The sequence below is a fragment of the Synechococcus sp. BS55D genome, from assembly GCF_004332415.1.
GTDB lineage: Bacteria > Cyanobacteriota > Cyanobacteriia > PCC-6307 > Cyanobiaceae > Synechococcus_C.
On record NZ_PHQT01000001.1, the window covers coordinates 127,701 to 144,100 of the forward strand.

The window sequence follows — 16,400 nt, forward strand, 5'->3', positions numbered from 1 at the left end:
GCTCAGGGACCGTTCTGGCCAAGCTGCTCAATCCGTCCATCCCGACGGAGCTTGAGTTGCAGCTTGAGCCAGCCCGTGCCGACGGGAACCCCTGCTGCCAGAGGCAGCAGGGCCCACAAAGGCCTTGGGCCCGCACCGAGCAGCGCAGCTGCCAGGGCCAACGAGCCCAACAGCACTGATTGTCCGACCGCGTGTTGTGCCGTCACCATGCGCCGGAACTGACGGTCAGATTCGCCCATCCGGATCTGCAGTTGCAAATCCCCTTGCTCCAGGCGCTCCAGGCTCTCGTCAAGCCGGCGGGGGATCCCTGCAGCGCGGCTGCTCAGCGCTCCCACCTGACGGCCCAGTTCATTGAAGAGATCGTTGGGTCCGGATCCACTGGAAGCCATCAAGGGAAGGAGGTAGGGCTTGGCAATCGCCACCAGGCTAAAGGCGGGATCGAGGCTGCGTCCGACGCCTTCAAACGTGGAGAGAGCCCGCATCACAAAGATCAACTCCACCGGCAGCCGGAAGGGCTGGCCATACACCAGCTCATAGAGATCTCCAGAAAGCTTGTCGATCACATTGGCGCTAAAAGGAGGCGTGAGCGCCTCCTGCAACATCAACCGCACCAAGCGCCTAACCGGCCCGATGTCCACATCACGGGAGATCACCCCAGCGGCCTGCATCTCACTGACCAGAGCCGCCGCATCCCTTGAGGCCGCCGCACGGACCATGGCACCCAGCCGCCGACGTAGGCCATCGGAGAGCAGCCCCATCATCCCGAAGTCGTAATAGATCAGGGCGCCATCACTGGCGACAGCGAGGTTGCCGGGATGGGGATCGGCATGGAAGAAGCCAAAGCGGACCAGTTGCTGCAGATAACTGGCCGCTCCGATTTCAGCCACAGACGAAGGTTCGATCCCTGCGGCAACAAGGGCAGGGCGATCATTGACCTTGATTCCCGGCAAATAATCCAGGCAAAGCACCCGACGGCTGCTCAGCTCCCAGATCACCCCGGGCACCCGGATGCGTGGCTCATCGAGAAACTGCTGCCGGAAGCGGGCGGCATGCTGAGCCTCCAAGCGGAAGTCCAGTTCCCGCAACAAGACTCTCCTGCATTCCTGGGCGATCGCGACCCAATCGCGGCCCCGGCCCCAACTGGGATGCCGCTGCAGAACGGCAGCCACCTGCTGCATCACCTCCAGATCAAGGCGAAACAGGCGTTCGAGCCCCGGGCGCTGAATTTTGAGCACCACCTGCCGACCGCTTCGCAGGCTGGCGCGATGCACCTGGGCCAAGGAGGCAGCTCCGAGGGGCTGCTGATCCAGATCGATGATCTCGGCGCAACGGGCTCCGAGCTCTTCCTCCAGCACCGCCTGGGCCCGGTCAAACGAAAAGGCAGGCACCCGGTCCTGAAGATCAGCCAATTCGGACACCCAACCCGCTGGAAGCACATCGGGCCGGGCCGAAAGCAGCTGACCGAGCTTGATGAAGGCCGAGCCAAGGGCGAGCAGTTCAGCCGTCAGCCAGCGGGCACGTTGCTGCTGACGGGCCTGACGCCGTTCGGCGCTGCAACCGCCGGGATAGGTCCAGGCGCAACCATCCCACCAGAGCAGAACGATGAGCGTGAGCACTGCACGCCAGATGCGCAAGGCACGCAGCACACTGCGCAGGGGCATAGGAAGCGCCGGAGCCCCCATCAGGGTGTCTCCTCCATCAAGCGACTGAGCTCCGCAACCCGCGCACGGAGGCCATCAATCTGCTGCTGGGGATCCACATCCCCAACGGGGCCTGCGGGCTGTGCGGGGTGAGACGGCTCCTGCTCATCGGCATCCAGTCGTTCCGCTTCCGCCCGCACCTCGTCTTGAAAGAGATCCCATTCTCGGCGCAGCCGCTCAGGTGCGTCCTGGGCGATCACGGCCACTTCAGCGGCCGCCTCCGCCAAACCATGGCCGAGGCGAGCGGCCAGGCGGTGCATGGTGGCTCTGATCAGGGCATCAGGAGAGGGCATGACCTCGACAGAGCTGATGCTGAAACTGTGGCAGATACCCGGCGGAAAGCGCGATCCCCAACCAGCGGCCTAGGGGGTCGGGGGAGCGACCGGCGCCGCCGGGAAGGGAGCGAGAGGAGCGGGCGACGCTGGTTGGGTCTGAACCGGGGCTGGTTCGGCCACAGCTCGGCCTGGCTCAGGCTTGGGCAGCACAGGCGCGGGGACCGCCGAAGCGGGCTCGGCCCAGACCGGCTCAGGCAGCGCCTGCTCCGGCAGCGGGCCAAGGGCAGCCTGCTGCTCTGCATTGCGCTTGGCTTCAGCAGCGAGGCGCTCCGCCTCCAGGGCAGCCTTCTCGGCATCGCGCTGGCGAGCCAGCTCCGCTTCCTTGGCTGCCACATCAGCGGTCAATGCCTGCTGATCGTCACCGTGGCGTCGCCGCAGATCCTCAAGGGTCTGTCCAGGGAATGGCTGCGCTGCGAACCCCTCACGTTGAGGCTTCTGCAAAGCACCCTGCATCACGATGATGCGTTGGGTGATGCCGTAGCCCAGGGCAAAACAAGCGCCTGCCACGAGCGGACCCACCCAGAAGCGGGGTCGCGTCGGCCGCTCAGGTGCTGCCTGGGACGTGGACTCCTTGGCCAAGGGGAAAGCGTCCAATTCACAGGTCCATCCTGGCAGCCGCGACAGGGATCAAGTGGTGTAATCGGCGTTGATGCGAACGTATTGATCCGAGAGGTCACACCCCCAGGCACGGCCACTGCAGGAGCCATCACCCAGCTCCAATCGGATCAAGACGCTGTCGTCCTGGAGATAGGCCCCTGCAGCCCGCTGCCTCAGATAGCCCGAAGCGGCATCCCGGTCAAAGGGAAGGGGCCGTCCTGCAGCCATCAGCTGATAGGGCCCCAGCCATAGAGCCACGGCTTCGGGGTCAAAGTCCACACCGGAACGACCGGCAGCCGCCACGATCCGTCCCCAGTTGGGGTCGCGCCCATGCACGGCTGTTTTCACAAGCGATGAGCCACAGACCGTGCGGGCGATCAGAAGGGCCTCTGCTTCCGTTGCCGCACCCTGGACCAGCACATCGATCAAGCAGGTCGCACCCTCTCCATCACGGGCGATGGCGCGGGCCAGATGCTGTGCCACCAGGGTCACGCCTTCCTCAAGACCCGCCAGATCGGCGGGAGCCAGCGGCTCTCCAGCAGCAAAGGCAAGGAAAGTGTCATTGGTGCTGGTGTCTCCATCCACCGTGATCGCATTGAAGGAGCGATCCACCGCTCGCTTCACCATGGCCTGCCAGACCTCAGCCGGCACGCCGGCATCACAGGTGAGATAGCCGAGCATGGTGGCCATATCGGGATGGATCATCCCGGAGCCCTTGGCCATGCCGCCGATCCGCACGCGACGGCCGCCGAGGTCCGCCTCAAGGGCGATCTGCTTATCGATCAAGTCGGTCGTCAGGATCGCGGTGGCGGCAGCAGCCCCGCCCTCAGAGCTGAGCGCTTCGAGAAGGGGATCCAAGCCCGCTAGCAGGGTGTCCATCGGAATCGGCACACCGATCACGCCGGTCGAACAAATCAGCACCTCGTCAGCATCCAGGCCCAAACGATCAGCCAGCGCCTGCGTAGCCCTCTGGCTATCAATCAAGCCGCGATCGCCGGTGCAGGCATTCGCCTGCCCTGAATTGGTGAGCACGGCCCTGGCCCGACCCGAGCTCGCAGCCAACCGCTGCGCGCAAAGATCCACACAGGCGGCACGCACCACGGAGGTGGTGAAAGTGCCGGCGCAAACAGCGCCTTCCGGGGCCAGCAACAAGGAGAGATCCGACTTACCGGAGGCCTTCAGTCCTGCGGTGATGCCAGCCGCTTCAAACCCCTGTGGTGCGGTGATGCCCCCCTCTAGGGGAGTCCATGAGATCGATGAGCCGCTGGTAGCCGCAAACACGGGCGCACGCGAGACACTGGATCCATCCTGACGCCGCACCATGCCTGCCCAACGCCGGATCGGTCTCACCGGCGGCATCGCCAGCGGCAAGAGCAGTGTTGGTCGCTGGTTGGCCGACAGGGGCATTCCACTACTGGATGCCGACCAAATCGCCCGTAACGCCCTAGTCACCGGAAGCGAGGGTGCCAAACGGGTGCTGGAACACTTCGGAGATCGGGTGCTGGCGAGCGGTTCGACCATGGTGGAAGGGCGCATCGATCGCGCGGCCCTGGGCCGGATCGTGTTCAGCGACCCAGACGAACGGCGTTGGCTCGAGCGGCTGGTCCACCCCCTCGTCCGCGATCACTTCGATGGGGAGCTGCTGAGGCTCGAGCAGGAGCCAATTGTGGTGCTGATGATTCCGCTGCTGTTTGAAGCAGGCCTGGAGAACCTCTGCACAGAAATCTGGGTTGTGACCTGCTCAAAACAGCAGCAACAAGAGCGACTGATGGCCCGAGATGCGCTGACGGCCGAGGAAGCCCGGCTCAGGATCGCCGCTCAACTGCCCCTCGCCAGCAAGTGCGCCAAGGCAGACCTGGTGATTGACAACGGTGACCGGCCAGAAGCGTGGACCGTGCTGGTCGAATCAAAGCTCTGAAATCCGGCTCTGATCAGAAAAAGCAAGGAAAGATCGACTGTGCCGCAGTCGACTCAGCGCCTGTGATCAAGCTCACAGGCCAGTGAGACCGGCATCAACAAGCGGCATCGCAATCGCAGAGATCTTGGGTTCATCGGCGGAACACACAGCCGCCCCCACTCCTCCTCTCTCCTCACCCTCACTGCAAACCATGACCCGCTCCCTTTCCCTCCTCTCCGCCGTCGCTTTCAGCTCCTCAGCTCTGGCGATTGCCCACGGTCCCAAAGCCGATGCCATGGCCATCGCCTTCGACTGCTTCGATCGCACCACCAGTCAGCTCGTTGCTCGCAGTGCGGTGGACATGACCAGCCCCGCCGTGAGCTGCCTGCCCGTTCCCGGCACCACCACACCCGCCCAAACCTCACCTTCACCAACCAGCCCAGATCCCGTGATCGAGATCGGCGCAGGCGAGGCGGATTTCACGGGCGACGGAGCTGTTGAGCCAGGTTTCAGCAATCCAGAAGTGACCCCTGCACCCGAGATGAGCTCCGGCGATCAACTGGGCTCTGCCGTTGGCCAACACCTCGGCAAATTGCTTGGGCAAGGCATCGCCGATCTTTTCCGCTGAGCCGAACGTCACTTGACAACAAACATTTTTCAAACACTGGTCAAAACGAACTCACTCACTAGCTTCTAAAAACCAACTAAAAGCAAACGCCATGTCTCTGCTCAACCAGGCCCGTACAGCAACCAGCGCCATCACGGCCACCGCACTGATTGCCACTGCAAGCCTTCAAACTCCCGCAGCCTCCGCCAACAACGGAGTGAACTGCGAAAACGGACGCTCCCTCGGCCAGTTTGTGATCAAGTCAAAGTTGAATGACCGCTATGTGAGCGGCGGCCATCACAACGATGCCCTGAAAGCCAACCTCCGTGACCAACCAGCCCCCGGAAGCGAAGGCGTCTTCGAACTCTTTGATGTCAGCAACCTGCCTGGCGCCGTCAGAAACACATTTGCCCTGCGCAGCGTGAAAAACCCCAATGAGTGGTGGCGCGTGAAAAACAACGATGAAACCGTGCTACTCGACTCCTACCAATGCAAGTCAGACCGGGAAAGTACCACTTTCGTAGCAACAGGACTAGGCGGACGGATGGCACTGCAATCCCGCAAAAATGACAAGTGGCTCAAGGTCAACAATGATGACAGGCTCAAGGCCTCCGTCGACAATCCCAACGGGCGCGATAAATCCATATTTTTATTCAGCCAAGTGACCCAAGTACCGGGCCCAGCAGAACTCCAGCCCAATCCAGAACCCTCTCCCCAACCCGAGCAGCCCGTCAACCTCAACGGCTGGTGGCGCGGCAATGACAACAGGCTCTTCCATATCAGCGTGAATGGCAGCAATGTCACCATCAAGGGCTTCCAAAGCTCAGGGCAACCGCTGAACATCTCCACTGGGATTGTGAATGGTGCCCTGATCAGCGGAAACTGGAACAACTACTGTCATGGAGCACGGGGTTCCTTTGCATTCAGCCTCCGCAACGGAGCACTTGACAAAGTCGGTGGCAACCTGTCAACCCAAACCCTGGTTCGCATCAACACCCCCGCCAACGTCAATCTCTCAGCCCAACCGAGCTGCGACACACCCCAACCACCTCAAGACCAGGCGCCTACGAACCTGAATGGCTGGTGGAAAGGCAATAACAGTGGTTATTACAACATCCTCCAAACCCAGGAAATCCCAGGACAGAACAACTTCCGAATGCGCGGCTACACGAATTCCGGACAACTTCTGAACACCTTGATTGGACGGACCAGGGGCAACAGAATCACCGGCCGATGGACCAACGCCTGTGATCAGCGAAGCGGCAACATCACACTGGAAGTCCGCAATGGGGAGTTGGTGAAGGTCAGCGGATCAGCCACCGCGAACACGCGCTGGTCAACCACGAACAACCCGCCCCGCACCCTTCGCAACAGCTGCCCTCAGGAAAATCCTGAACCCAGGGCTCAGGCGAGCAAACAGGTACTCAGCCTCACAAAAACGGTTTACATTGTTGATCACGACAGCCTCTCAAGAAACGAAACCGGACAACGTACTTTCTCTAAAACGCTGCAACTTAAGCGGCCACAAAGCAACGGCACACGCTTCAGCGCTTTCTTCCCATCCTCCAACAAAACCCGCTTCTGTGTTGATAATGAGGTGAGATCCGACGACTGGGACAAGGTTTGGATTGACAGCAATGGCAATGCCAACCTTGGTGTCGAAGTGAAGCTCTACGAGGGAACGAGCTGCAGAGGTCGATTGATCGGCACTTATGTGTACCGCAAGATCCTGACCGTTGCCCCGGGGCAGACCGGTCGATATGAAGTTCCCCTCCCCAGCAATGAGGGCAGCTCGGTGCGGGTGACCTACACCCTCTCCAACCGCACCGCACGCTGACAACAACGGCCACCGAACCCGCGCCCCGCCCATGGCGGGGCTTACCCATCGCCAGGGATTGTCCATCAGAATTCAGGCATGAACCACCTGCTCCACCTGAGCGCCGTCGGCTTGAGCGCCTTCAGCCTGGCCACCGCCAGCATCAGCTGCGGCAACGCTGCCCAAGCACAGGCGATCACGTTCCGCTGTTATGACCGTGCATCGGGAGCCCTTGTCGCTGTCAGCGCAATCGACCTGAGCTCATCACAAGTGAGCTGCACGCCGGGCGAAGCTCCAGCACCAGGCAACGCTTCAGTCCCTGACAGCAGCCCGAACGATCCCCTCGCCGCACGACGCAGCATCAACCTGGCTCGCGATACAGCAATCCGGCTCAACGGTGGGCTCAGCGCCTACAGACCCGCCAGTTGCATGTTCGCCGGCGCTGCAGGCAATCCCTGCCTCAGCCGTGAGAATGGCGACTTCATCTTCAACATCCCTGGAGGGCCACCGGGTTGGGAGCAGAGCGGTGACGCCCCCAGCATTCAAACGATTCTGAAAATCGCCGCCGATGGCCGCTCGGTGCTGAACGAGCTGTATAACGGCCCTCCACAGACCAACTGAGACGGGGATTTAGCCCCCCTTCAGCTTCTGGGTGAGGATCTGATTCGCCAGCTTCGGATCAGCCTTACCGCCAGTCTTTTTCATCAGCTGACCGACGAAGAAGCCCTGCAGCTTGTTCTTACCGCCGCGGAAGGCTTCCACCTCCTCAGGGTGAGCAGCCAGGAGCTCTTCGACGATGGCGGTGATCGCGGCCGGGTCGCTGATCATGCCCAGGCCTCGCTCATCGACGATCTTGGCCGGTGAGCCACCCTGCTCGAGCAACTCAGGAAGGATTTCCTTGGCGATCTTGCCGCTGATCTTGCCGCCATCGATCAGTTTCACCATCTCCGCCAGCTGCTCCGCGCGGAAGGGCAAGTCCCCGTAGCTGAGACGGTTGCTGTTCACATAGGCGGCGATATCGCCAGTGATCCAATTGACAGCAAGCTTGGCATCAGCGCCGGCTGCCACCGCCGCTTCGAAGTAGTCAGCCATCGGCCGCTCGTCGGTGAGCACCCGGGCGTCGTACTGCGACAGCCCCAGGGTGTCTGCGTAGCGATGGCGCTTGGCCGAGGGCAGCTCCGGCAACTCGGCACGCCAGGCTTCGCGCTGCTCGACACTCACCTCAATCGGACCGAGATCGGGATCGGGGAAATAGCGGTAGTCGCTGGCCCCCTCCTTGCTGCGCATGCTCTTGGTGAGCTGCTTGCCCTCATCCCAGAGGCGGGTTTCCTGAACGATCGGTTCGCCGCTCTCGTAGGCCTTGATCTGACGCTGGATCTCGTACTCGCAGGCCTTCTGGATCGCCGAGAAGGAGTTCATGTTCTTGATCTCCACCTTGGTGCCAAAGGGGGCATCAGGCCCCTGGCGCACGGAGATATTGACGTCACAACGCAGCGATCCCTCCTGCATGTTGCCGTCGCTCACGCCCAGATAACGCATGATCCGGCGGATCTCCGAGGCGTATTCCGCTGCCTCCCGGCCGGTGCGCAGATCGGGCTTGCTCACGATCTCAGCCAGGGCCACACCAGCGCGGTTGTAATCCACCAGCGAGTGGGTGGAGCCCGCCAGGCGATCGCTGCCGGCATGCACCAGCTTGCCCGCGTCCTCCTCCATGTGCAGACGCTCGATACCGATGCGCTTGAGGTAGGTGTCTTTGCCTTTTTCTGCCACTTCCACCTCGATCCAGCCGTCTTCAGCGATCGGTTCGTCGTACTGAGAGATCTGGTAGTTCTTCGGCAGATCGGGATAGAAATACTGCTTGCGATCGAACTTGCAGTGCTCCGCGATGTTGAGGTTGAGGGCCATCGCCGCCTTCACCGCATACTCGAGCACCTTCTGATTCAGCACAGGCAAGGTGCCGGGCAAGCCGCACACCACCGGGTCGATGTGGGTGTTGGGTTCATCACCGAAGGCCGTGGAGGCGCTGGTGAAGATCTTGCTCTCGGTGCCCAGCTGCACATGGGTCTCCAGACCGATCACGGCTTCCCAGTTGCCCGTGCCCGCGCCGTTCGCTGCCATCCGCCCAGATCCCTGCTAGCCGGCCAATCCTATGGAACGACGTCGTTAAGGTCGGGTGTCTGAACCACAAGGGGGCAATGGCCGACGATCCCGTCGTGATCCTGGGAGGGGGACTGATGGGGCTGGCGGTGGCCCATCAGCTGGCCCGCCGCGGCCGGCAGGTGACCGTGCTGAGCCGCCGCCGCAGCGAAGCGGCTGGATTCGTGGCCGCCGGCATGCTGGCCCCCCATGCCGAGGGCCTGAGCGGCACCCAGCTGCGTTTCGGGCAGATCAGCCTGGAGCGGGCCCCAGGGTGGGTCGCCCAGATCGAGGCCGACAGCGGCCTGCCCTGCGGCCTGCGCTCCAGCGGCATCGTGGTGCCGTTCCGAGATGCAACGGAACGGGACCACTACCCCACCGCAGCCTGGGGGCAGGCCCTGAACCGCACCCAGCTCGAGCGGGAGCTACCGGGCCTGGCCCCGCAATGGAGCACAGGACTGCTCTTTGCTCAGGACGGCCAGATCGACAATCGCCGCCTGCTGATGCGGGCCCTCGAAAGCGCCTGCGCCGACCGCGGCGTGCGCTTCCAGGAGGGCTTAGAGGTCCTGGCTCTCGAACAGGACGGCAAACACCTGCAAGGAGCACGAGTCCGTAACGCAGAAGGAACGGAATACACACTGAATTGTTCAACAGCCGTGCTCTGCAGTGGCGCCTGGAGCGCCCGACTGCTCTCCGCCCTCCCGGTGTTTCCCGTGAAAGGGCAAATGCTGTCCCTCCAGGCCCCTCGGGGCGCCCTCAAGCGGGTGATCTTCGGCCCCGGCACTTACCTGGTGCCCCGCGAGGACGGACTGGTGGTGGTCGGCGCCACCTCCGAAACCGAAGCCGGCTTTGAGGAAGGTCTCACCCCCCAGGGACAGCGGACCCTGCAGGACGGCATCGCCTCCCTGCTGCCGCAAGCCATGGACTGGCCACCGATGGAACGCTGGTGGGGATTCCGACCCTGCACCCCCGACGAGGGCCCTCTGCTGGGGGCAAGCCCGATCACGGGGCTCTGGCTGGCCTGCGGCCATCACCGCAACGGGGTGCTGATGGCGGGCCTGACCGCAGAGCTGGTGGCGGATGCCATGCAACAGGAATCCCCCAGCCAGCTCAATGATGAGCTGCTGGGGGACTTTCGCTGGGACCGGTTTGAAGCCGGGGCTCTCAGCAAGAACCCTGACTGATCGGAAGGATCAGCCCTCGGTGCGCCAGCCCTGATCCGAAGGGGTCCAGTCGCTCAGCTCGGAAGCCTGGAACCAGAGACCGATCTCGAACTGGGCCGTTTCCGGGGCATCGGATCCGTGGATCACATTGCGACCGATATTGATCGCCAGATCACCGCGGATGGTGCCGGGCTCGGCCTCCAGGGGCTTCGTCGCACCAATCAGTTTGCGAGCGCTGGCGATCACACCGTCACCCTCCCAGACCATCGCCACCACGGGGCCGGACGTGATGAACTCGACCAGGCCGGCGAAGAAGGGGCGCTCCCTATGCACTCCGTAGTGCTGCTCTGCCAGCTCCCGGCTGGGGGTGAGCTGCTTGAGCCCCACCAGCTTGAAACCCTTGCGCTCGAAACGGCCAAGGATCTCGCCAACGAGACCACGCTGGACGCCATCGGGCTTGATGGCAATGAAGGTGCGTTCGGCAGCCATGAGTAGGAGAAAAACCGCGGTCATCGTCCGTGGCCGACGGCCCGCTTGGCAAGCAAGCCTGCTGCCCAAAGCTGAAGCTCGTGACCGAGCTGCCTAGATTCCGAGTCTCAAACTGTGGCGGAAGCATCGATGCTCAGTGCTCCCTCTGGCACCGACGGCACCTGGACTGCCCAGGCAGGCGCCAGTGTCTATGGGCTCGATCGCTGGGGGGATCCCTACTTCTCCACGAATGCCAGGGGGCATGTGTCTGTGCAACCCAGGGGGGATCGCGGCGGCAGCATCGACCTGGTGGATCTCGTCACGGGCATGCGGGACCGCGATTTGGCTCTCCCCCTCCTGATCCGCTTCGATGACATTCTTGAAGACCGCCTGGAGCGACTCCACGCCGCCTTTGACCGCGCCATCGCCCACTACGGGTACAGAGGTCGTTATCAGGGGGTGTTTCCGGTCAAATGCAACCAACAACGCCATGTGGTGGAGCAGCTCGTCGAGAGCGGCCAACGCTGGCATTTCGGCCTGGAGGCCGGCAGCAAGGCCGAACTGCTGATCGCACTCTCACTTCTCGAAGACCCGGACGCTCTGCTGATCTGCAACGGCTACAAAGATCAGCGCTACATCGAAACCGCCATCCTGGCGAGACGCCTCGGTCGTCAACCCGTGGTGGTGATCGAACAGCCCGAAGAGGTCAATCGCATCATCAAAGCCAGTCGTGATTTGGGTGCAGCGCCCCTGATCGGAATCCGGGCTCGGCTGTCCACTCGCAGCACGGGACGTTGGGGGAGTTCCGTCGGCGATCGCGCCAAATTCGGGCTGTCCATCCCAGAACTACTGGACACCGTTCGAGCGCTTGAGGAGGCCGACCTACTCAGCGAACTACGACTACTCCACTTCCATATCGGCAGTCAGATCAATGACATTGCCGTTTTGAAGGATGCCCTGCAAGAAGCTGGGCAGATCTATGTGGAGCTCCATCGCCTGGGTGCTCCGATGGGCTACTTAGATGTAGGCGGTGGACTTGGCATCGACTACGACGGGAGTCGCAGTGCCACCGCTGCCTCCACGAACTATTCCCTTCAGAACTACGCCAATGATGTAGTGGCGACTGTGCGGGAATGCTGCGAACCCTGCAACGTGCCTGTGCCGACTCTCGTCAGCGAAAGCGGACGAGCTCTGGCCAGCCATTTCAGTGTGCTGGTCTTCGATGTTCTCGGAGCGGGCACAGCTCCTGATCACGCGCCATCCGCTGCTGAAGATGACCCGCTGATTGTGCGCAACCTGCAGGAGACCCTCAACAACATCAACGAAAGCAACCTGCAGGAAGCCTGGAATGATGCGCTCAAATTCAAGGACGATGCACTCAGCGCCTTCCGGCTGGGCTATCTCAATCTTCCCGATCGAGCCCGGGCCGAACAGCTCGCATGGGCTTGCGCCCGCAAGATCGCATCGCTCATCCCCCCGGAACACTGCCCCGAGGATCTGCGCAACCTCAAGGCCAGCCTGGCCACCACCTATTACGCCAATTTCTCCGTTTTCCGTTCCGCCCCAGACACCTGGGCCATCGATCAACTCTTCCCGGTGATGCCGATTCATCGCCTGGACGAAGAACCAGATCAACTCGGCAACATTGCTGACCTCACCTGTGATTCCGACGGGAAGCTCGCCCGCTTCATTCATGATGGCAAGAGCAAATCACTCCTCGAGCTCCACCAGCCCAAACCTGGCGAGCCCTACCTGGTTGGCCTCTTTCTCGCCGGTGCCTACCAGGAAGTGATGGGCAATCTGCACAATCTTTTCGGCAGCACCAACGCGGTGCACATCCGACTGGCCCCAGGTGGTGGCTATCGGGTTGACCATGTCGTGCAAGGAGACACGAACGCCGATGTTCTCCAGGCGATGGAACACAATCCCGAGCTAATGCTCGAACGTCTTCGCTTGGCCAGCGAACAGGCCATCAGTGACGGGCGACTCTCCGTCAGCGATGCCCGTCGTCTCATGAGCCACGTGACCACCAGTCTTCGCCAAACCACCTATCTGCAGGAATGAGCCTCAACCCTCTAACAGGCCTCGCTTGATCAGAGGCTGGGCATCGACAAGGCGCAACTGTCCGTCCTCTTCAATGACGGTGCCTCGACTTCTCAACTTGCTCAACGTCCTCGACGCCGTCTCGCGAGCCAATCCAGCAAGAAGCGCGATTTCCTTCTGCGCCAGTGGCGGAATCAAGGCCAGGGGATCGGTGGATCCAGAGGATTTCCGAGATAAGTAAGCCAGGGAATCAAGCAAGCGTGTTGTGGCATCGGCACTCTGCAGAGCGAAGCGCTGATTCAGATCCCGCAGTCGACTGGCCTCCAGTCGAGCAAGGGCGAGGGCGAAGGCGGCTTGCTGTGTGAGGAGTGCCGCGAACGGAGCAGCGCGCATCTTGACCAGGCGCAGTGGTGTGAGGGCCACCACATCAGCTGATCGAGAGGCCCCATCGAGGGCAGCCATTTCCCCAAAGACGTCACCCTGACCCAGGAGCGACATGATCACCTCATCACCGTCAGCGGTGTAAGTGCGCACCTTGGCCAAACCAGAACGAATCAAAAACAGCGACTCACCCCAGTCCTGCTCCATCACGATCACCTGATCGATCTGATGACTGGTCTCCCGATGACGATCCAGCAAAAGATCCAGCTGATCGTCAGCAAGATCGGCGAAGAGGGCCATAGCCCCCAGATCATCTCTTGTAAGCAGGCTCATGGTTCAGAGGCAGGCGATCAACCCCACCCAGATCAACTTGCAAAAAAGATGCAGACACTGATCGATGGCTAGGGAGAAGCGAAGGCGAACCTTCAGCCAATCGATGATCGCGTGCACGAACATCTCAGCCAACCCGATCAGAGGCATGCCGGTGATCAAGGCCACTGCGAGGCCGTGGGTTGAGGCATGGGCACCGAGCCACCAGCGCCAGTTCAGAGTGTCATCCAGGCCGGGCGTCTTCTCCCGTGCCATGCGATCGCTTTGCAGCACGAAATCGCACACGAAATGGGCCAGCACCAGAAGAATCAGGAGATCGAGCAACGAGATCACGGCAACCGGCATCAGATCGTGACGCTAAGGCAGTTGGCACGGACGATTTCCACTCGAGTGGCCAGCATGGAATCAGTGGTCCGCTCCGGCGCCATGGAGGGCGACGACCTTCAGCTCAGGCACGTGAGGGAACGCCTCCGGCTTCTTTTTGACACGCACCTAAGCGAACTTCAGTACGACACCCTGAAGCCCGCGGTAGGGGAGGTGGTGATCCATGAGGGCGCTGAAGCTGAACGAGTCCTTCTGGTGGTGAGCGGAGAGCTCACCATTGAGATGCAGGACGGCTCCGGCAGGCCTCGTGTCCTGGCAACGGTCGGTAGCGACGAACTCCTTGGTGAAATGGCCCTGATTGGCGATTACCGCCATAGCGCTTCGGTGAGAGTGAGCCATGGCCCAGCCGAACTGCTCTCCGTAAGAGCCGATGACCTGCTTCAGGCCTCCCTTTATGACAGCGAGCTCGTGATGCAACTCCTGGCCCTGAGCAGTGCTCGCTGCCGGCGGGCCAACGGCCAGCTCTCCTTAATGCTTGAAGCACTCGACGCATTGGCTCGGAGAGATCGCCCCACGCTGTCCCGTTGCTGCAAGACGCTTTCATCTGAAGCAGACCGAGCCCTGAACCGGGCTGCCGATCTGCTCGAAGGATTAGTGCAAGACCCTTGGGCATCATGACCATGCCATTGGGATGGATCCGCCGCCATGCCGCCTTGCTCATGCTGGGCAGCACGGTTGCAATCGTGGCGGGGCTGAACGCCACAGCTCTCAATCAGCTCAATCTTCGCTTCGCAGGCTTGGTTCAGGAATGGCGCGGAAAGCGAACAGCTCCAGACCAGGTCGTGATCGTGGCGATCGATGATTTCAGCCTTCAACAGGCCCTTAACGCGGATCTGAGCAACGATCCATTACTGAAAAGCCTCACCCAATGGCCTTGGCCTCGACAGGTGCATGGCAGGGTTTTGGAACGATTATTAGAGGCCGGTGCTGATGTTGTGGGCTTCGATGTTCTGTTCGAAGCACCCAGTAGTCATGGGCCAGAGGACGATCAAATGTTTGCAGATGCACTGAAACGGCATCAACAGCACGTGGTTTTAGGCACCCAGGCGCTGACCACCCGTGGCCCTGTGGCGGGGGTGTCGTTTCTGGACATTGCCCCCTCCCTGAGCAAGATGTCACCCGTAGTGCATCGTGGCCTGCTGAACGGCGAACCCGACCCTGACGGGGTGATCAGACGGCGCCCCGGTGATGCCGTGATTTCCCTACGACAGCGACTAGGACCCTCGGTACCGGATGGACTCGCCAACGCAGTTTTAAAACGGCTGGGTGGCGACGTTGACGTAAAAACCAGCGGCTCCATCTTGCTGGATCCCTATGGACCTCCTCGCACGATCAAAACGATCTCCATCTGGGAACTTCTGGAACCCAAGGCCTTTGAGAGTTTGAAGGCATCAAAGCTCCTAAGGGGAGCCTTAGTTCTTGTCGGACCGACCGCAGCTGTATTTCAGGACCTACATCCGGCGGTGTTCTCTGGAGCTGAAGGGATGCCTGGTGTCGAGCTGCATGCCACCGAACTCGCCAATCGCCTCGAGGGCCGATCGCTGCGACGGATCTCAGCCCCTACCGGATGGAATTGGCTGATTGCTGCCGTCGTGATCGCAGCTGGGCTGATCGCGGGTCGCTGGGATCGACCACTCCCGAGAATCGGCTTCCTGCTCGGATCGGCGGGGCTCTTATTAGCGATCAGTGCGTCACTGGTGGCATGGGTAGGGATCCTGCTGCCGATGGTGGGACTAGCCGCAGGCCTTGGGATCACCGGCATCGTGAGCGGAGGAGAGGCAACCGTGCATCTGCAATGGCAACGTCGTCGACTACGCCGCACGTTGGGGCGCTATCTCTCGCCTGCAGTGGCTGCAGAAATCGCGGATCAACCAGAGGAGGCAGATGGTCTTCTTGGAGGTCGCTTAATAGATGTCGTCGTGCTGATGAGTGATATCAGGGGATTTACAGCGTTTACACAGACCATGACCGAGCATGGACGCGTCAAGGATTTGGTCGAACGCCTGAATCGTTATTTCGGTGAGGTGGTTGATGCCGTCCATGCCCAGGAGGGCACGGTGGACAAATTCATCGGCGATGCTGTCCTGGCTGTGTTCGGAGCTCCTCTGCAGAAGGACGCGGAAACGAACGTTTTGGCAGCGATACGCACTGCCCTCTCCCTTCAGGAACGACTCCAAGCTCTGAATCAGGATTGGATAGCAGATGGCCAACCTCCCTGGGAGCAGGTGGTCGTTCTGAGCTACGGCTGGGTGGTCAGCGGCAACATCGGCAGCAACCACCGAATGGACTACACCGTGATCGGTGATGCAGTCAACACCGCTAGCCGCCTGGAAGCCATCGCCAAGCGTTGCAATGCATCGATCGTGATGAGCGAAGCCGTCGCCAAGAAGCTCCCTAGCCACCTAACGCTGAAGGACTTGGGGCAGTACGCAATCCGTGGGCAGGGAGTGCAAAGTGTGTTCGCACTGCGAACTGACACTGACACCAGCGACCTTTGACCCACCAATGACTATGAGGGATCCATTTATCGATGGAAAGGCCAG

At 61.4% G+C, this 16,400-nt stretch carries 16 protein-coding genes; 8 read left to right on the top strand and 8 right to left on the bottom strand.

The features are described from left to right. Nucleotides 1-2: 2 nt before the first annotated feature. From CWE16_RS00680 to argJ, 4 genes are all read right to left on the bottom strand, one after another. Nucleotides 3-1,682, bottom strand: a complete 1,680-nt coding sequence (locus CWE16_RS00680; RefSeq protein ID WP_131592177.1) for an ABC1 kinase family protein — start codon at nt 1,680-1,682, stop codon at nt 3-5. Beyond that, the gene (locus tag CWE16_RS00685; RefSeq protein WP_131592179.1) at nt 1,682-1,993 is read right to left on the bottom strand and encodes a hypothetical protein; all 312 of its coding nucleotides are present in this window, start codon (nt 1,991-1,993) and stop codon (nt 1,682-1,684) included. The genes CWE16_RS00680 and CWE16_RS00685 overlap by 1 nt, the downstream gene beginning before the upstream one ends. A 69-nt stretch (nt 1,994-2,062) precedes the next feature. Continuing rightward, on the bottom strand, nt 2,063-2,614 hold the full coding sequence (locus CWE16_RS00690) for a hypothetical protein (RefSeq protein ID WP_131592181.1): 552 nt from the start codon (nt 2,612-2,614) through the stop codon (nt 2,063-2,065). A 48-nt stretch (nt 2,615-2,662) separates the two neighbouring features. Continuing rightward, nucleotides 2,663-3,955: a bifunctional glutamate N-acetyltransferase/amino-acid acetyltransferase ArgJ gene (argJ, locus tag CWE16_RS00695; protein ID WP_131592183.1), complete on the bottom strand. Its 1,293-nt coding sequence runs from the start codon at nt 3,953-3,955 to the stop codon at nt 2,663-2,665. Between argJ and coaE the strand changes: the two genes are divergently transcribed. The 4 genes from coaE (at nt 3,954) to CWE16_RS00715 (ending at nt 7,573) form a co-directional block, all read left to right on the top strand. After that, nucleotides 3,954-4,550 (top strand): dephospho-CoA kinase, encoded by a 597-nt coding sequence (coaE, locus tag CWE16_RS00700; RefSeq protein ID WP_131592185.1) that lies wholly within the window; start codon nt 3,954-3,956, stop codon nt 4,548-4,550. The two genes, argJ and coaE, sit on opposite strands and share 2 nt — an antisense overlap. Nucleotides 4,551-4,740: 190 nt before the next feature. Then, the gene (locus tag CWE16_RS00705) at nt 4,741-5,157 is read left to right on the top strand and encodes a hypothetical protein (protein ID WP_131592187.1); all 417 of its coding nucleotides are present in this window, start codon (nt 4,741-4,743) and stop codon (nt 5,155-5,157) included. Nucleotides 5,158-5,248: 91 nt separating this feature from the next. Then, nucleotides 5,249-6,973: a hypothetical protein gene (locus CWE16_RS00710; RefSeq protein ID WP_131592189.1), complete on the top strand. Its 1,725-nt coding sequence runs from the start codon at nt 5,249-5,251 to the stop codon at nt 6,971-6,973. Between the two features lie 78 nt (nt 6,974-7,051). After that, nucleotides 7,052-7,573, top strand: a complete 522-nt coding sequence (locus CWE16_RS00715) for a hypothetical protein (protein WP_236629488.1) — start codon at nt 7,052-7,054, stop codon at nt 7,571-7,573. 9 nt (nt 7,574-7,582) lie between these two features. Here CWE16_RS00715 and gatB read toward each other — a convergent pair whose 3' ends face one another. Next, complete coding sequence (gatB, locus tag CWE16_RS00720) at nt 7,583-9,070, bottom strand: Asp-tRNA(Asn)/Glu-tRNA(Gln) amidotransferase subunit GatB (RefSeq protein WP_131592191.1); 1,488 nt, start codon at nt 9,068-9,070, stop codon at nt 7,583-7,585. A gap of 77 nt (nt 9,071-9,147) precedes the next feature. Here gatB and thiO point away from each other — a divergent pair, with 77 nt between their 5' ends. Further along, on the top strand, nt 9,148-10,272 hold the full coding sequence (thiO, locus tag CWE16_RS00725; RefSeq protein WP_131592193.1) for a glycine oxidase ThiO: 1,125 nt from the start codon (nt 9,148-9,150) through the stop codon (nt 10,270-10,272). 9 nt (nt 10,273-10,281) lie between these two features. Here thiO and ndk read toward each other — a convergent pair whose 3' ends face one another. Further along, nucleotides 10,282-10,740, bottom strand: a complete 459-nt coding sequence (ndk, locus tag CWE16_RS00730; protein ID WP_131592945.1) for a nucleoside-diphosphate kinase — start codon at nt 10,738-10,740, stop codon at nt 10,282-10,284. 129 nt (nt 10,741-10,869) lie between these two features. Here ndk and speA point away from each other — a divergent pair, with 129 nt between their 5' ends. Next, nucleotides 10,870-12,783, top strand: coding sequence for a biosynthetic arginine decarboxylase (speA, locus tag CWE16_RS00735; protein WP_131592195.1), 1,914 nt, complete (start codon nt 10,870-10,872; stop codon nt 12,781-12,783). 3 nt (nt 12,784-12,786) lie between these two features. On the opposite strand, the gene CWE16_RS00740 is transcribed toward speA, so the two are convergent. Continuing rightward, complete coding sequence (locus CWE16_RS00740; protein WP_131592197.1) at nt 12,787-13,476, bottom strand: Crp/Fnr family transcriptional regulator; 690 nt, start codon at nt 13,474-13,476, stop codon at nt 12,787-12,789. A gap of 3 nt (nt 13,477-13,479) precedes the next feature. Further along, nucleotides 13,480-13,818 (bottom strand): DUF3307 domain-containing protein, encoded by a 339-nt coding sequence (locus tag CWE16_RS00745; protein WP_131592199.1) that lies wholly within the window; start codon nt 13,816-13,818, stop codon nt 13,480-13,482. 81 nt (nt 13,819-13,899) lie between these two features. Between CWE16_RS00745 and CWE16_RS00750 the strand changes: the two genes are divergently transcribed. After that, on the top strand, nt 13,900-14,475 hold the full coding sequence (locus CWE16_RS00750) for a cyclic nucleotide-binding domain-containing protein (RefSeq protein WP_161567550.1): 576 nt from the start codon (nt 13,900-13,902) through the stop codon (nt 14,473-14,475). Next, complete coding sequence (locus CWE16_RS00755) at nt 14,472-16,355, top strand: CHASE2 domain-containing protein (protein ID WP_131592203.1); 1,884 nt, start codon at nt 14,472-14,474, stop codon at nt 16,353-16,355. Before CWE16_RS00750 ends, CWE16_RS00755 begins: the two co-directional genes overlap by 4 nt. Nucleotides 16,356-16,400: the final 45 nt, after the last annotated feature.

Bases quoted from the DNA above. Each gene is read 5' to 3' on its own strand.
- CWE16_RS00680 (WP_131592177.1), bottom strand. From the start codon at position 1,682: ATGGGGGCTCCGGCGCTTCCTATGCCCCTGCGCAGTGTGCTGCGTGCC.
- CWE16_RS00685 (WP_131592179.1), bottom strand. From the start codon at position 1,993: ATGCCCTCTCCTGATGCCCTGATCAGAGCCACCATGCACCGCCTGGCC.
- coaE (WP_131592185.1), top strand. From the start codon at position 3,954: ATGCCTGCCCAACGCCGGATCGGTCTCACCGGCGGCATCGCCAGCGGC.
- argJ (WP_131592183.1), bottom strand. From the start codon at position 3,955: ATGGTGCGGCGTCAGGATGGATCCAGTGTCTCGCGTGCGCCCGTGTTT.
- CWE16_RS00705 (WP_131592187.1), top strand. From the start codon at position 4,741: ATGACCCGCTCCCTTTCCCTCCTCTCCGCCGTCGCTTTCAGCTCCTCA.
- CWE16_RS00710 (WP_131592189.1), top strand. From the start codon at position 5,249: ATGTCTCTGCTCAACCAGGCCCGTACAGCAACCAGCGCCATCACGGCC.
- CWE16_RS00715 (WP_236629488.1), top strand. From the start codon at position 7,052: ATGAACCACCTGCTCCACCTGAGCGCCGTCGGCTTGAGCGCCTTCAGC.
- gatB (WP_131592191.1), bottom strand. From the start codon at position 9,070: ATGGCAGCGAACGGCGCGGGCACGGGCAACTGGGAAGCCGTGATCGGT.
- thiO (WP_131592193.1), top strand. From the start codon at position 9,148: ATGGCCGACGATCCCGTCGTGATCCTGGGAGGGGGACTGATGGGGCTG.
- ndk (WP_131592945.1), bottom strand. From the start codon at position 10,740: ATGGCTGCCGAACGCACCTTCATTGCCATCAAGCCCGATGGCGTCCAG.
- speA (WP_131592195.1), top strand. From the start codon at position 10,870: ATGCTCAGTGCTCCCTCTGGCACCGACGGCACCTGGACTGCCCAGGCA.
- CWE16_RS00740 (WP_131592197.1), bottom strand. From the start codon at position 13,476: ATGAGCCTGCTTACAAGAGATGATCTGGGGGCTATGGCCCTCTTCGCC.
- CWE16_RS00745 (WP_131592199.1), bottom strand. From the start codon at position 13,818: ATGCCGGTTGCCGTGATCTCGTTGCTCGATCTCCTGATTCTTCTGGTG.
- CWE16_RS00750 (WP_161567550.1), top strand. From the start codon at position 13,900: ATGGAGGGCGACGACCTTCAGCTCAGGCACGTGAGGGAACGCCTCCGG.
- CWE16_RS00755 (WP_131592203.1), top strand. From the start codon at position 14,472: ATGACCATGCCATTGGGATGGATCCGCCGCCATGCCGCCTTGCTCATG.